The sequence below is a fragment of the Gemmatimonadota bacterium genome (assembly GCA_026706845.1).
Lineage (GTDB): Bacteria > Latescibacterota > UBA2968 > UBA2968 > UBA2968 > VXRD01.
In genome coordinates, this window is sequence record JAPOXY010000109.1 from 16,783 (window position 1) to 31,711 (window position 14,929).

A 14,929-nucleotide genomic window follows, 5' to 3' on the forward strand; every position below is an offset into this window, starting at 1 on the left:
CCACTACCATCGGGAGGTGTTCCATGAAGCGCGTGATTAAACCCGAAGGCGCGTACCATGTCGAGATCGAAGAGGTGCCTTTGCCAGAGATTCGGCAGACAGAGGTGCTTATCAGAACGGAACGCACGCTGATTAGCAGGGGATCTGAGATCTGGCGGCGGTATGTGCGAGAAGAGGCGATTGATCACCAGATGATGGGATATTCGCTCGCTGGAACGATTGTGCAGGTGGGGGCGCAGGTCGATGATTTTTCGATGGGGGAACGGGTGGCGGCTCTGGCACCGCATGCCGAGTACGTGGCTGTTGAGGTTGTCAATTCGCGCCATAAACCAGCAGTGGTATCACTGCCCGATGCGGTTACATCCGAGGCGGCAACTTTTTGGCCTCTGGCTACGAGTTCGGTGCTGTGGATGCGGGACACTGGAGCTGGTCCAGACGATACCATGGTGATTTTGGGACAAGGTCTGGTAGGGAGTTGCTGTATGCAGGTTGCGCGGCATCTGCACGATTGCCGTGTGATCGCGGTCGATGCCTTGTCCCTGCGTTGTGATTTGGCGGAACAGTTGGGTGCGAGTGCTGTGGTGAATGCGGGCGAGACCGATCCGATTGCAGCGGTGAAAGAGCTTACTGATGGTCGGGGTGCAGATGTTGTGGTTGAAGCTGTGGGGGGACGCGCGGGCGCGCAGGCATTTGCACAGGCGCAAGATATGGTGCGGGGAGGTGGGTTGTTGCAGGTTGTGGGATTGTATGAGGGCGAGCCACTGCCTCTGGATTCGTCAAAAATTCAGGGCAAACGCCTGATTGGAGGTTATCTGAATAGCGCGTACCGGCCACAGGGGTCGGATATGGCGATCCAGTTGTTGATAGAAGATAAGATCCAGACGCGGACAATGGTGACCCACCGTTTTGATTTTGAGGATGCTGCTGAAGCATTTGATTTGTTGTACACGCGGCTTGATGAGACAATGGCCGTGGTGATGGTTTGGAAGGATTAGCATGTCTTCACCTCCATCTGGCATATCCGCTCACAAGCACAGGACGAGCAAGACGGCGGCACTCGCAGCAAGTGTACGTGCGTATCATCAACAGCAGAGTAAATCCCCGGTTTTTGCCGATGATTATGCGGTTGACATGGTGCCGCTTTTCTGGCGTGTGATCGCTAAGAACAGATTGCTTGGCCGGTTCGTTGTTCACATAGTGTTCCAATCGTTCCGTCCCGTACATACCGAGGTTATCCTGCGAGCCAGATATGCCGAAGACCGTCTCATGGAGGCGATATCGGAGGGCGTTGGACAGTATGTGATCCTCGGTGCAGGTCTCGATACGTTTTCCATGCGCCACAAGGAACTCGCAGATGGCGTGCGGATATTCGAGTTGGATCATCCCGCGACCCAGGCGACGAAAGAGAAACAGGTGCGCGCGGTCAACGGCGATGTTCCGTCCAATCTGGTATTTGTTCCCATTGATTTTGAGACCGATAAGCTGAACGCGTCACTTATACGAGCGGGATTTGATCCAGAGAAGCCCGCCTTTTTTTCATGGTTGGGAACGACTTATTATCTCACAAAGGATGCGATAAGGGAGACTTTTGGTCGCGTTGCAGATGTTGCTGCGCCGGGCAGTTGCATTGTTTTCGATTATAAGCTCGCCAGGCATCTTATCCCCGAAGAGAGCTTGCCTTTTGCCGACAGGTTGGACCGATTCGTGGCTCGCCGAGGAGAACCGATGTTGTCTGTGTTTACACCCGAGGAATTGAATGACGAGATGTCGCGTATTGGTTTTGTGGAGATAGAGACCATTCCGCCCGAGGAGCAAAAACGCCTTTACCTGAAGGACAGAAGTGACCTTGTCGATCCCGCACCAAATTTTTCCTTCGCGCTGTTCGGTGTGCAGTAGCAAGATGGTGAGGTGAGGCCGAATATCAAATTGGGTACGGTTTGAGTTGGAGATTGATCATGAAGAAGGAATGTATGATAAGCACCAGACTTCCTTTGGAGTTAGTGCGTGAATTGGAATTCATTGAGAATTATGAAGAATCCACCACATCCCGGCCTTAGCATCAAAGAGAACTGTCTGGAACCCCTGGGTCTAAATGTTACCGAAGCCGCGAGGGTGTTGGGCGTAACCCGTCACACGCTTTCATGTGTACTGAATGGTCACGCGGCTATTTCACCGGAGATGGCTATTACGCCTTGTACCTCATCGAGTACAGGTGCTAAAACAACTACTCTCCCTATGTGTTGCACCACGAGTTTAAGAATATCCAATTCTGACTCGCGGTAGTCTATAAGCACATCTGCATCCGCAAGAAGCACGGTCTGACCCATTGCCATTTACCCCACCCACTCACGCACATACTTTCTCATTTCCTCACGGCTTAGCCCCAGAATCTCGGCGGCACGCCCGAGTGAAATACGCTCTTGCTCGAGTGCCTGTCGCACGAGTCGCAAGAGGCGATCCTCGACAAAGTCGTGCCGAGAGAGGCCCTCTGGCTCACCAGATCGGCTCCAGTTCCAGGCAAATTCGCTCTTATCGAGTGCCATAGGCTCATCGGTTTTTCGCAGGGTCTTGCCGAAATAGTGGCGATGCTGGCGCTGGAATGTACGCCAAATATCAGAGGTTTCACGGCCCGATTCGACCAGTCGATAGAGCACAGTTTTGTAACTCACTCGAAAGATGCGCTTGACCTTGAGGACGCGAACGAGGAGTGGGTGTCCACGGGTTTCATCCCACTCCGGTGCGAAACCTGTTTCTGGCATTAGAAAATGACTCGCAAAGGCGTCGGCCTCGCGCTCTGCCTGCACAGGGAGTTCGGTGGCGTCGCGCTGGTATTGGGCTGGGTGGAGCAATAAATGGCCAAGTTCGTGTACTGCAGTGAATATCCAGCGCTCTACCGAGATGCGATCCCAGGTATTGACCACTACGGCGGGACCGCCATCCCTCACGCCGACGCTTAGACCAAAGAAAGAGTCACTCTTCTTGTTGAGGAGGAAGATTTTTACACCATTTTCCTCAAGTAGTCCACAGATGTCGCGCACCGGCTCTCTTGGGCCGAATCCAATGGCTTCGCGTGCTGCCTGTGCGGTTTTTACCGGATTCCCCGGTTGAGAAACAGTTTTAAATCGGAAGGGGCACGACGCGTTGAGGTCATATTCGATCTGAGTGTAGGCATCGAGCCATTTTGCGACTTCGGCCAGGATCTGTGCCCGAGCATGAACCCGTGCCTGAGATCGGAATCTCACGGTCTCGAGAGGCCGTACAGGCGTCACGAGATCTCGGAGCGGAACCTGTAGTGCTTTTCCAAGAGCGGTGAGAGTACGAGCACGCGGGACGACAGTACCTCGCTCGATATTTCCGAGTGCCATCCGCGAGAGACCAGCTTTTCGGGCGAGTTCCTCCTGGGTCAACTGTCGATCCAGCCGCAGCCGGGCGATATTCGCGGCAATGTAATTTTTATCAGCCATTGTTTCCCCTTTGTACTTGACAAAGTAGTCATTTATTATATTTTTGTCAAGATGATACTTTCTTGGTGTTATTTAGGCGCGAATAGTACTCTCGATAGCGGTGTTCAACGTCGCTTATTGCCGATTTGTTAAACGAGAGTGTATTTCCACCAAGTTTACTATAGATTCGAGGTTTGCTATGAATGAAGGTTCCAAAGAACTGCGAGAACAAATGAATGTATGGCTGCCGTACATAGATGACATGCTTGCTGGAGAGGGTTTAATCCTTTCATGGCGTCCATTTATGGCCGCTTCCATAATGGTTGAGGATATCATCAAAATAGAGGGTGACTCGAAGGATGATTTTTTTATGAAGACATGGTTCGAACCAATCTATCGAACTACTTTCGATTGGTACAAGGATCGCTATGGGGAAGCTCTTGCATCTGACTCTAAACCTGTGGGCATAGGTGTCTTCACAGCACACGGTACACCCTTCGAGATTCGAGTTCCTTTGAAATTGTTAAAAACCGAAAAACCGGGCGAATCAGTTTGGGTGACGCTGCCGAATGGGGTGCTTCCAGAAGAAAATGTACGGGATTGGGTGACTACTCCACCTAATTGGTCATCTCTTTCCGCCGAAGAGTTAAGCGAGATCGATGATCAGATTACCTCTGTGGGGCAAAGAATCAGATCTATCCACATGGATCTGATATCTGTCGAGTTCAAAGATGATAAGGCTCGCGATCTTGCAGAAACGATAGAGCCTCATATCTATGAGGGAGCAAGTAAGATAGCTTCGCGGGATTATGCTGAGCTACAGTTAGCATTCTGGGAGATTCATCTTGCAACGGAAAAGGCGATGAAATTGGCTTTGATGCAGCAGGGTCTTGACGCCCCAAGGACTCACGATCTATGTGATTTAAGAGATCTATTGGCCTCGCAAGGCACGATACTCGATCAAGACACACTAAAATTACTACCGAGCCATGAAGAGGTTATTAATCTGAGGTACGGGACAGGGCAAAAGAATCTAAGTGAAGCAATGACGGCATACGAATCAATGCTCGATATTGTCTCAGCATGCACTGCATCTATGGAGAGACAATTAAAGTACGATAATCCTTCTGCCTTAATGCGAATACCTTTTTGGATGAAGGAGGACCCCTCTTAATGCTAATGCCTTAGTGGGGAAAATAGGGCTTTCTATATCTAACTATTTTAGACGTGGTCAGTTAGAAGGAACTTATGATGTATAAGTACGAAATCATTCTCTGTTGGAGCAATGCGGATGATGCTTTTGTGGGTGAAGTACCCGAGCTTCCCGGATGCATGGCTCATGGTAATACGCAAGAATCCGCTCTCAAGAATGTCAATCAAGCGATAGCTCTCTGGATTGATACCGCGAAGGAGTTCGGCGATCCAATACCGGAACCCAAGGGCGAGCGGCTGATGTTAGCGTGACCGTGATCTTTGATATTGCGAAGACCAACCTCGTGGCTATTCTGGAACAGTACGGGATTGGAGCATGCGGAGTTTGCAATCCACCTATCTTATCGTAAGGAACAATAGCCTATGAAGACGGAAGTATTGTCACAGATCGACGAACTTATTGAAACAGGCCAACTATTGACTGAGTCTTTTCAAGAGTGTGATGATGCCTTTGCCGCATCCCCATACAAGTCTAACGCATCGGAAGCAGAACTTAGAGCATTTGTGATTTCAGCATTTACCACTATAGAACAAATCGCTGACAAGGACAGCCTATACTATAAAAATACTCCTCACGATAGTGTGCCATTGCAACTTGCGATTAGCGATGAGAGGTTACTCTTTTCTACTATAACTGGCGTACTTATAGCTCTTCGCTATGCAGTTGACCATGGGTTATTGGCATCACTTGAATCCAAATTGCGTGCCAATATCCACGAGGATTTTCTTGCACAATCATTGGACCTTCTCAATGCGGATTATCATGTTGCTGCTATGGTGCTCATAGGTGGGGTCATTGAAGACCATCTCCAAAAACTAGTGCAGATACAGGGGCTTACATTGCCCAAACAAGGAAGCATTTCAAAATATAATGACCTGCTTCGCAATGATAATGTCTATAATCAACCCATGTGGCGACGTATCCAATCCATTGGAGATCTTCGCAATGATGCCGCCCACGGCAAAGGTTCAACTATTAAATTTGAAGATGTCCAAGACGCTCATACCTTCGTTAAAAGATTCATTACCGATTATCCTGCTTAATAGGCAAATACTATGAAATTCCTCTTTGAATCTAACTTTGGCTACCAACGCCGGATGAAGAGGTATCGACAATGAACAAGAAAACCCCAAAAAAATGTCTGTTCGATCTCTATCAGAACAATCCCGATGAGGCTGATTACTTATTGTTTGGCCGTGAGACATATCCCGACAGGCGAGGATTCTTGAAGAAGGCCGGGCTGGCGGTGATGGGGGCAATGGTCGGGGCAGCGATTCCTTTTCATCGCAATATTCCGGCTCATTTTATTCCTGTCGCGCTCGCTGCGGAGGATATGATTCAGGGCAAGGATGGCTTGACCGTGCTCAATGACCATCCATTGAATGCCGAAACGCCTCCGCATTTGCTTGATGACGCTATTACTCCGACAAAGAGGCATTTTATTCGCAACAATGGCATTCCGCCGGAGAATACGGACGCAGTGGGCTGGGAACTGACGATTGATGGTCTGGTGGATAATTCCATGACACTCAGCATTGATGATCTCAAACAGCGATTTGAAGTCGTTACCCGGGCACTGACACTGGAGTGTGGTGGCAATGGACGCGCCTTTTTTGAGCCTTCTGCGGACGGCAGTCAATGGACCTATGGCGCTGTGGCGTGCTCGGAGTGGACCGGGGTCCGTCTATCAGATGTTCTCAAGGCTGCTGGGGTGAAAGACAATGTGGTTTATACCGCGCATGTGGGCGCCGATACCCACGTTTCTGGTGAGGAAGGGCGGCTTCCCCTTTCGCGCGGGGTGCCGATTGAGAAGGCGATGGATGAGCACAATCTCATCGCTTTTGCTCAGAATGGCAGACCGATCCATCCTATGAACGGTGCGCCGTTGCGCCTGATCATTCCCGGTTGGTCGGGGTCATGTTCGCAGAAATGGCTGACCCGCATCTGGTTGCGCGATCAGGTCCACGATGGTCCCAAAATGACGGGAACCGATTATCGGGTGCCCAATAGGATGATAGCGCCTGGGGAGAAGGTAGATGAGAAGAACTTCGAGATTATCCACGCTATGAAGGTTAAGTCGCTAATTACAAATCCAGCTACCGGTCACAAAATGAGCGAACGGACTCTGGAAGTGCGCGGACACGCCTGGGCGGGAGACCGGATGGTTGATGCTGTCCGTCTGTCAATCGATTTTGGCGCAACATGGATTGATGCAAGAATCGACGAGCCAGTGAATGCGTATGCATGGCAGAACTGGCGGGCACAGATCGCGTTTCCCAAAGCGGGATATTACGAGATCTGGGCAAGGGCGACCGATTCGGAAGGCATAAGCCAACCGCACGCGATTGCCTGGAATCCGAAGGGGTATCTCAATAATTCGATGCATCGGGTTGCGGTGGTCGTTAGTTAGGGTTTTAGATTATTACGAAAAAACAGGAGCAATTATGGAGAATGGATTTTTTAAGGGTCATGGATTGGGCAATGATTATCTGGTGATAGATCCAAAGGAGTTGACGTTTGAATTGACGCCCGAGCGTATTGAGAAAATCTGTGATCGCAATTGGGGGGTGGGGAGCGATGGCATTTTGACATTGGAAGCGTCTGACCGCGCGGATTTTGGGTTGCGGATATGGAATCCGGATGGCAGTGAAGCGGAGAAATCGGGCAATGGGCTGAGGATTTTTGCGCGGTATTTGCATGCCACTGGTAAGTTGGACAAGACGTCATTCTCCGTCGATACGCCGGGGGGATTGGTGCATATTGATTTGCATATCGACGAATGGGGCGATGCGAGTGCTGCGACAGTAGAGATGGGGGAGGCGACGTTTGAACCAGAGGCATTGCCCTGTTCGCTCGGGGTGGAAGAACTGATCGAACAGCCGATTACTGCTGCTGGCGAGGATATGGTGTTTACGGGTGTGAGTGTGGGCAATCCCCATTGTGTGGTGTTTAAGCCGAGGGGCGAGGTGTGGTCGCGCGATGATTTGTTGCGCCTGGGACCTGAATTGGAGAACCACGAAATTTTTCCGAGGCGAACCAATGTACAGTTGGTCGTGCCCACGGGTGACCAAAAGATTTTCATTTTGATCTGGGAACGCGGTGCAGGCGAAACGCAGGCGTCGGGGTCTTCGTCATGTGCTGCGGCAAGTGCTGCGGTGCGTTTGGGATTGGTGGCGTCACCTGTGACGGTAGAAGCGCCGGGAGGCACGTTGATGATCGATGTGGATGAAGCGTTTAACCTGACAATGGCGGGACCTGTGGCAGAGGTGGCGCGCGGTACGCTGAGTCCGTCTTTTTTGCGCGAGATTGGCGTCTGATATAGGTGATATAAACGGTTAAAAGCCGGTTTGATATGCGAACGCTGCGCGGGGTATCGCTTTTGAACCGGTTCTTTTTTTAGCAATTTGGAAAACGAGTTGCGCAAAAAAGACAGCCGATATAGTTTATATACAGTTCACCATTGCTCACGAAAGGAATGCACCATGCCTGTAGATTCTATGGTCGAAACTTATGAGACGCAGGGATTTTTGACAGAAGTTGATGTGTTTTCAGAAAACGAGATCGGGCATTTTCGCGCGTTATTTGACGATTTGGAAGCGCGAGAAGGCAAGGAGAAGTGCCAGATCGGTTTGCAGGGGCGGCATTTTGACGAGGCATTTATCTGGCAACTGGCAACGGATAAGCGGGTCTTGGACGTGATGCAGGCCGTGATGGGCGACAATGTGATGTTGTTATCCACCCACTTTTTTTGCAAATATCCCGATCCAGAGGCAAAGATATTTGTGGCGTGGCATCAGGATATTACGTACTGGGGGCTTAAACCACCCATTGCACATACGGCATGGATCGCCATTGACGATGCGGATGTGGAGAATGGGTGTATGCGTTTTATTCCGGGATCGCACAAAGATGGGATTGCAGCACACGGCAAATCGGTGCGCGAAGGCAATTTGCTGAGTATCAATCAGGAGATTCCAGATGAATATGTGGATGACAGCGCGGCGGTCGATATTGTGTTGAGGGCCGGGCAGATGTCGGTTCACGACGGACAATTATTTCACGCGAGCAATCCCAATCGGTCAAACCGACGGCGATGCGGGTTGACCGTGCGATTTATTCCCCCGCATGTCAAACAGACCACGCTCAATTCACACAAGCAGGCTTGGCAGCCCATTGTATTGCGCGGCGAAGATCAATTTGGACATTTCGCAAAGGTTGGGATGCCATTTCCATTGTCGTGATGATTGATTTGAGGAGCAGATATGGCAAAGAGAAAAGTGCTTATTACGGGGGGTACGGGTTATGTGGCAGGGCGGATGTTGCCCGCATTGCGCGAGCGATATGATCTGACGGTTTTAGACGTGAAGACGACCAATCGCGAAGGCGAGGAAGTAAGCGATGTGGTGATTGCGGATTTGACGAATCGGGACCGGGATGTGTATCGGGAGCATTTCAGGGGGCAAGATGCGATTGTTCACTGCGGATTTGTGCGGGCAAAAGACGAGGCGGATCGCTTCTGGGCAGAGATGACGAATATCGATATGGCGCACAATGTGTATCAGACGTGTGTGGAGGAAAATGTTCGACGCGCCGTGATCATCAGTTCAAATCACGCTGCGGATTATTACGAAAATCTGATCTGGGCGGGCAAGCAGGAATTTGTGACGCCAGAGATGTACCCGCTTTCCGATAATTATTACGGCTGGGCAAAGGCGCAATACGAGTTGTTGGGCTTTACCTTTGCAACGGGATTGATGAATGGCGGCAAGAAGCTGGAGAATGTGCAGATTCGAATAGGTGGCCCGCGCGAGACCGATATGGATCGCGCAAAATCCACGAATTTGAAAAGCATGCATCGAGGCTTGGGCGCGTATTTGAGCATTCGGGATCAGGTGCAGTTGATTGTGAAGAGTATTGAGGCTGAAAATATCGAAGATGAATACGGTATCCCATTTCAAATTTTTTACGGCATTAGCGGCAATTCACACAATTTCTGGACGATCTCCAATGCGCGCAAGAAAATCGGCTATGAACCCGAGGACAATAGTCAGGTGAAATTTGCCGAACAATTGTCAAAAGTGTTGTTAGATGCGCGAGAAACATCAGAATGAATGATATGAGCGTAAAAATCGGTGGGGTAAATATCCCCGGTCGGACAGCACTGGCACCTTTGGCTGGTATTACAGACCGGTCATTTCGCATGCTGTGCCGGCAGCAGGGCGCGAGTTTTGCGGTCACGGAGATGGTCAGTGCCAAAGGGCTGGCCGAGGGCAGTGAGCGGTCGAATCAATATCTCGATTTTGAGGCCGATGAGTTTCCGATTTCCGCGCAATTGTTCGGCTCAGAACCCGAGGTCATGGCCGAAGGCGCTCGGGTTGTGGCGGAGCGCAATCCGGATATTATCGACATCAATTGCGGGTGCCCGGTAAAAAAAATCGTGACAAAAAATGCAGGTGCGGCTCTGCTCAATACACCTGATAGATTGGGACAGATCATTGCGTCAATGGTGCGTGCTGTGGATATTCCCGTGACACTAAAAATTAGAAGTGGGTGGGCGCAAGCCAATCAGGCAGTTGAAGTTGCGCGGATTGCTGAAGATTCTGGTGCAGCGGCAATTGCCGTGCATGGACGCACGCGCGAGGCGAAATTTGCGGGTAGAGCAGACTGGGATATTATCGCGGAAGTCAAAAACGCGGTTTCGATTCCCGTAATCGGCAATGGCGATGTACGCGGGCCAGAGGCTGCAAAGGATATGATGCAGAAAACGGGTTGCGATCTGGTGATGGTGGGGCGATGGGCTATTGGCAATCCCTGGCTTTTTAAGCGCATGGAGGTCTTTCTGAATACGGGGGAATTATTGCCTGAGCCAACGGATAGGGACCGTCTGGAAATGGCTGTTCACCATCTCAAGGCATCTATCGCGTTTAAGGGTTTGCGCTATGGCGTCCTGGAAATGCGCCGGCATCTCGCGGCATATATCAAGGGTGTGCCCGGCGCTACTCCTTATCGCCGTACACTGATGACAGAAGACGATCCGAATCATCTCATGGATTTGCTGGGACAAATCAAAGCGGGGGTGGCGGCGTGACACCGGAACGCATACGCGCATTGTTAGAGGCTGTTGCACAGGGGCAAACGGATGTGGAGGAGGCGTTTGCACACCTCGCACACCTGCCTTTTGAAGAGCTTGGTTTTGCGCGCATTGACCACCACCGCACGCTGAGGCAGGGGTTTCCCGAAGTTATTTTTTGCGAGGGAAAGACGGTTGAGCAAGTGATCGCTATAGCAGACCGCATTGTGTCATCGGGTACGACACTGCTGGCGACACGCACAAATGCAGAGATGCGGGATGCTCTGGCCGCCAAATATCCCGAAGCGAATGTCAATGCGCTCGCTCGCACAGTGGTTGTGGCAGGGGAGATTCCCTCGGCAGAAACAGTTGGCAAAATTCTGGTTGTGTCTGCGGGCACATCCGACTTGCCCGTGGCAGAAGAAGCCGTGGAAACCGCGCGGGTGATGGGTAATGAAGTCGAAACACTTTACGATGTAGGGGTCGCCGGGATTCACCGTCTGCTGGCGTGTAAGGAACGTCTATTGGATGCGAGTGTGATTATCGTGGTGGCCGGTATGGAAGGGGCGTTGCCCAGCGTGGTAGGTGGTCTGGTCAATGTGCCACTTATTGCCGTGCCGACCAGCGTGGGATACGGGGCAAGTTTTAAGGGGCTGGCAGCATTGCTGGGTATGTTGAACAGTTGCGCGTCAGGCGTGACTGTGGTCAATATCGACAATGGATTTGGTGCGGGTGTCGCCGCGAGTAAGATCAATCGCGTTCGGGCGGGGTGATGTTTTACCAGTATATAGCATGAGAAAGGCGCAGTTCCTTTACTACGGAATTGCGCCTTTTTGACTTTTATAGATCGAGAACCATTTCAACTTTGCCGTCTCTGGAAACCTTTGCGATAAAAGGTGACTTATGTCGCCTTATGAATTGAGCAATTCGCGGAATCGCCTTAATAAAAGCCTGGACGTTTTCCTCGGCGGTCATATTCTTGCGCGTTGCTAAGTTAAAAAGCCGTGCGTTATATGTTTGAACTGCTTGTCTCTCCAGTTGCCTATATCTAATCGCTCGATCCTTTGTAAATACAATCCATCCATTTTGTCCGCAATGCCTGATCCAAGTTTCATCGGACGTATCCGGGGCGAAAAGGTCATTGTGCGCGTGGACCTCCAGGTGCCCCGTGAGATGTCCAATCCTGACCTGCGCGGTCCGCAATGGATCGATAAAAAGAGGACTATCAAGAGCGCGATCTACAAAAATGGGTGGAAGGTCAAGCTGCTTTTCTGCTTCTGGCCGATTCATACCTGATAGCCTCTTCAATCTCCCATCTCTTACGCCCGTAATCTTTAGCCAGTGTGCCCATTAACTCACCTGCGTTGAACCGCTCAAAGACCAATTCGGTCGGCACACCTCTTCCCGCAAGCACAGGACGGCCAAAAGAAATATAAGGATTCATCAAGACGGCTTTCGGTTGATCATCTTCCTGGAATGGGCCTCGTGTAAAGGGATACAAGATAACGGGTCCACTTGTATCATACTCAATACGATGAAGATACATGTCGATGACTTCTTCCATTTCCAGTTGTCCGCGCCTGGAGAGATTGATAAGCTGTCCGATATGTTTTAAGAACAGATCTTTTCCATCCGTTGCGAAAGTCTCAAAAGCCAGAGGGTGAGGTTGCCTGGGAAACTGTTTTTCAAGCGTGTCCAGTGCTACCCGGATATCCTGCAAACGCATCTTGTGGACTCTGCGAAGTGCCACCAAGACATGGGCCTCCACTAAGTTGACAAAGGATAGTTGCACGATTTCTGCTGGAGGTACACTAATAACAGGTTCAAAGTTGCTTCGATCTGAACGATACTGTACCCCTGATATCCAGGACCTGAGCGTAGAAGGCGGAATATTTAGATAGCGAGCCGCTTCTGAGACGCCATAAGTAGGCTCAAAGCGCGCATCAAATTTTTCGTTATTCATAAAGAATCACCTCCCAGCGGTGTTGTTCCGATTTTGTAGCTTCTGAGAACAAAAATATCTGCGGTGGCATTTCCCAGCCATGGCTAAATAAAAAAGGCAACCTAATTTTCTGTCAAGATTTTTCAAAAACTCCCCTTGCAGTCCAGGAGAACGAAAACAGATAAAAAAAATCCCTTCTTTTTTGGCTCAGGACAATCTCAGGTCATTCAGGATTGCTATACACATGAATTTCCGAGATAAGCTCCCGTGTATCTTCTAACAGAGCATTGAGTTCTTGAAAAAGATCGCTGCGAGATTGCTTCATATCTCTGAGTTCCTTGAGCTGCTTATCTACCTCTTCAAGACGCTGACCGATGGTTTCGGCTACATATGTGTTGGTTACTTCATCGAAATGCATTTCAATTGCGTTGGCGGCTTCACCAAATCCTGCTCGTACAGCGGCCCGGCTTTCACGCAATTCCTGTTCTAACTTAGCTGCATCGACGTCTTCTTTGAGTTGAAGCGCAATGGTCAGAACGGTACCTGCTACACTCAAAACTCGTCCCGCGTTTGCGATTGTACGCGTCCATTTTACTGCCTCCCATGGCTTAAAAGATTTTCCTAAAAAATGACCAATGTCTTTGACCATGCCGTGCATTGCTGTACCCGAATATTGGTGGAGTTTAAATAATCCGGAGAATGTCGAGGTTGTAGGGTTAAATGAGTTCTCTATGAGGAATTGCCCAAATCGGCTAGCGTAATCTGCTCCCTGTTTCACCTTAGACATCGTTTCTGGATCAATATTGATCTCTTGAAATCTTTCTATAAGCCTCGATAGCAATTTTTTTGCGAATTCGCTTTCTGCGATTTGTCCTATCCGGTCTGCGAGATCGCTGATATGCTCTTCTACCGTTTCTTGAACGAGTTCTACCAATGAATCCACATATTCTTGAACTCGCTCTTGGGCAGCCTTTAATTGCTGATTCACATCCTCAAAGTCCGAATCTCCACGAATCAGATCAGCTACATTGCGACCTTCCGCCCGAATCTTGTTTGTCGTCTGTTGAACCTTATTTTCTACTGATTGAGAAATCTGTGCTTTACTATCTAATAATGCGCGTCTTTGCTGAGTTAATAACTCTTGCAGGGCATCCACATCGGGATCATCGCTCGACTCGGCCGCGAGGGCCTCTTGTAGCACTTGTTCAAGGGTGTAGAGCGATGTTGTATAACGTGCGGTCAATCCTTTTTCTTGCACAAACGCATTGAAATTATCGCGGAAGGCGTCAAAACCACTTCTTTTATCGTAGATTTTTTTAAACTCTTCGTCCTGTTCTGTACGGGCATCAAGTGCGGCTTCCGCATCTACGAAAGATATGCGAAGTTTTTCTGGAGTGAAAGGTAAAAGGTCTTTTCGAAGGTCTTCCCGGATTACATCCTGAGCCGCTGGTGTATTTCCCTCGGCACATCGCTGCATCTTGTTCACAACCAACAGCATTTCGTGGGCTTTATCCCTCTCAATTGCAAGTTTTCTAAAATGTGCCGCTATATGGGAGTCAAACATTTCGTTGGTAATGACAAAGACCAGGAGGTCGGCTTTACTAATCGCCTCGTACGTCATTTTGTCATGGTCGGGGCGTAACTCTGTATGGACACCCGGCGTATCTACGACTCTGATTCCATACCAGTCAAACTGTTGTGTCTGTTGAGTCGTAATTCCAGCCCCTATCTCGATATCTTCCCGGCGCGTCATTACCTTGAGAATTGAAGACTTACCTGCACTGTATTGACCGGCAAAGACTACCTGTACAGATTCTTCAGGAGTTGCAACTCTTTTTGGAACCCGTTGAGCAAATTCCTTTACCTTGTCAACTGGTGCGTCTTTGAGAATCCGTTCTGCCCTTTCAAGTAGGCTCTTGCCTCTTACTGTGTACTGTTGAATATATATCTCTTTCATTGAATGGCTCCTTTATGAGTCACTTTATCACATGGAGTTCGGTCAATTGCTGCGCGAGCCTGATCCGAGAGACCCCAACCGCATTAAGATTTTCTACGGGAACATGCGCGATTTGAATGTCTGATTCAATACGTACTTTGCTCCGATCACAGTCTCGTCCAATAGCTTGGGCCAAAATTGAGATTTTGTTACGGGTGTTGATTGCGAACCAAATCTTTTCCCCAAGTATTTTTTCTAACTCCGTACGCACATCCTCTGGAAATGTAGTTTTAGGCTCTATTAGGAACATGGTCGCGAGTCCAGG

General features: G+C 49.7%; 17 protein-coding genes and 1 pseudogene. 12 read left to right on the forward strand and 6 right to left on the reverse strand.

Going from position 1 to position 14,929, the window contains the following annotated elements; translation table 11 throughout:
• Nucleotides 1-23: 23 nt before the first annotated feature.
• The 3 genes and pseudogenes from OXG87_10960 (at nucleotide 24) to OXG87_10970 (ending at nucleotide 2,187) form a co-directional block, all read left to right on the forward strand.
• Entirely contained in the window at nucleotides 24-995 is a 972-nt protein-coding gene (locus tag OXG87_10960; GenBank protein MCY3870069.1) for a zinc-binding dehydrogenase, read from the forward strand.
• Between the two features lies 1 nt (nucleotide 996).
• A complete protein-coding gene (locus OXG87_10965) occupies nucleotides 997-1,896 on the forward strand; it encodes a class I SAM-dependent methyltransferase (protein ID MCY3870070.1) in 900 nt (299 codons plus the stop codon).
• A gap of 132 nt (nucleotides 1,897-2,028) precedes the next feature.
• Nucleotides 2,029-2,187: pseudogene (locus OXG87_10970) on the forward strand (HigA family addiction module antitoxin).
• Here OXG87_10970 and OXG87_10975 read toward each other — a convergent pair.
• Nucleotides 2,157-2,333: a hypothetical protein gene (locus OXG87_10975; GenBank protein ID MCY3870071.1), complete on the reverse strand. Its 177-nt coding sequence runs from the start codon at nucleotides 2,331-2,333 to the stop codon at nucleotides 2,157-2,159. The pseudogene OXG87_10970 and the gene OXG87_10975 sit on opposite strands and share 31 nt — an antisense overlap.
• A complete protein-coding gene (locus OXG87_10980) occupies nucleotides 2,334-3,464 on the reverse strand; it encodes an ImmA/IrrE family metallo-endopeptidase (GenBank protein MCY3870072.1) in 1,131 nt (376 codons plus the stop codon).
• A gap of 178 nt (nucleotides 3,465-3,642) precedes the next feature.
• Between OXG87_10980 and OXG87_10985 the strand changes: the two genes are divergently transcribed.
• The 9 genes from OXG87_10985 (at nucleotide 3,643) to larB (ending at nucleotide 11,499) form a co-directional block, all read left to right on the forward strand.
• A complete protein-coding gene (locus OXG87_10985; protein MCY3870073.1) occupies nucleotides 3,643-4,617 on the forward strand; it encodes a hypothetical protein in 975 nt (324 codons plus the stop codon).
• Nucleotides 4,618-4,694: 77 nt separating this feature from the next.
• On the forward strand, nucleotides 4,695-4,907 hold the full coding sequence (locus OXG87_10990) for a type II toxin-antitoxin system HicB family antitoxin (GenBank protein MCY3870074.1): 213 nt from the start codon (nucleotides 4,695-4,697) through the stop codon (nucleotides 4,905-4,907).
• 111 nt (nucleotides 4,908-5,018) lie between these two features.
• Nucleotides 5,019-5,699 carry a hypothetical protein gene (locus OXG87_10995; GenBank protein MCY3870075.1) on the forward strand — a complete coding sequence of 227 codons (681 nt, stop codon included), beginning with the start codon at nucleotides 5,019-5,021 and terminating at the stop codon, nucleotides 5,697-5,699.
• Nucleotides 5,700-5,770: 71 nt separating this feature from the next.
• Nucleotides 5,771-7,066: a sulfite oxidase gene (locus tag OXG87_11000; GenBank protein MCY3870076.1), complete on the forward strand. Its 1,296-nt coding sequence runs from the start codon at nucleotides 5,771-5,773 to the stop codon at nucleotides 7,064-7,066.
• A gap of 34 nt (nucleotides 7,067-7,100) precedes the next feature.
• The gene (gene dapF / locus OXG87_11005; GenBank protein ID MCY3870077.1) at nucleotides 7,101-7,973 is read left to right on the forward strand and encodes a diaminopimelate epimerase; all 873 of its coding nucleotides are present in this window, start codon (nucleotides 7,101-7,103) and stop codon (nucleotides 7,971-7,973) included.
• Between the two features lie 165 nt (nucleotides 7,974-8,138).
• The gene (locus OXG87_11010) at nucleotides 8,139-8,897 is read left to right on the forward strand and encodes a phytanoyl-CoA dioxygenase family protein (GenBank protein ID MCY3870078.1); all 759 of its coding nucleotides are present in this window, start codon (nucleotides 8,139-8,141) and stop codon (nucleotides 8,895-8,897) included.
• A gap of 21 nt (nucleotides 8,898-8,918) precedes the next feature.
• Nucleotides 8,919-9,767 (forward strand): NAD(P)-dependent oxidoreductase, encoded by an 849-nt coding sequence (locus OXG87_11015; GenBank protein MCY3870079.1) that lies wholly within the window; start codon nucleotides 8,919-8,921, stop codon nucleotides 9,765-9,767.
• A 5-nt stretch (nucleotides 9,768-9,772) separates the two neighbouring features.
• Nucleotides 9,773-10,744: a tRNA dihydrouridine synthase DusB gene (gene dusB / locus OXG87_11020; GenBank protein ID MCY3870080.1), complete on the forward strand. Its 972-nt coding sequence runs from the start codon at nucleotides 9,773-9,775 to the stop codon at nucleotides 10,742-10,744.
• Nucleotides 10,741-11,499 (forward strand): nickel pincer cofactor biosynthesis protein LarB, encoded by a 759-nt coding sequence (gene larB, locus OXG87_11025; GenBank protein ID MCY3870081.1) that lies wholly within the window; start codon nucleotides 10,741-10,743, stop codon nucleotides 11,497-11,499. Before dusB ends, larB begins: the two co-directional genes overlap by 4 nt.
• Nucleotides 11,500-11,566: 67 nt before the next feature.
• On the opposite strand, the gene OXG87_11030 is transcribed toward larB, so the two are convergent.
• The 4 genes from OXG87_11030 to OXG87_11045 form a co-directional block, all read right to left on the reverse strand.
• Nucleotides 11,567-12,016, reverse strand: coding sequence for a hypothetical protein (locus tag OXG87_11030; protein ID MCY3870082.1), 450 nt, complete (start codon nucleotides 12,014-12,016; stop codon nucleotides 11,567-11,569).
• On the reverse strand, nucleotides 11,985-12,689 hold the full coding sequence (locus OXG87_11035) for a DUF433 domain-containing protein (protein ID MCY3870083.1): 705 nt from the start codon (nucleotides 12,687-12,689) through the stop codon (nucleotides 11,985-11,987). The genes OXG87_11030 and OXG87_11035 overlap by 32 nt, the downstream gene beginning before the upstream one ends.
• A gap of 202 nt (nucleotides 12,690-12,891) precedes the next feature.
• Nucleotides 12,892-14,625 (reverse strand): 50S ribosome-binding GTPase, encoded by a 1,734-nt coding sequence (locus OXG87_11040; protein MCY3870084.1) that lies wholly within the window; start codon nucleotides 14,623-14,625, stop codon nucleotides 12,892-12,894.
• A gap of 19 nt (nucleotides 14,626-14,644) precedes the next feature.
• The coding region (locus OXG87_11045; GenBank protein ID MCY3870085.1) for a GTPase at nucleotides 14,645-14,929 on the reverse strand (285 nt) is incomplete at its 5' end.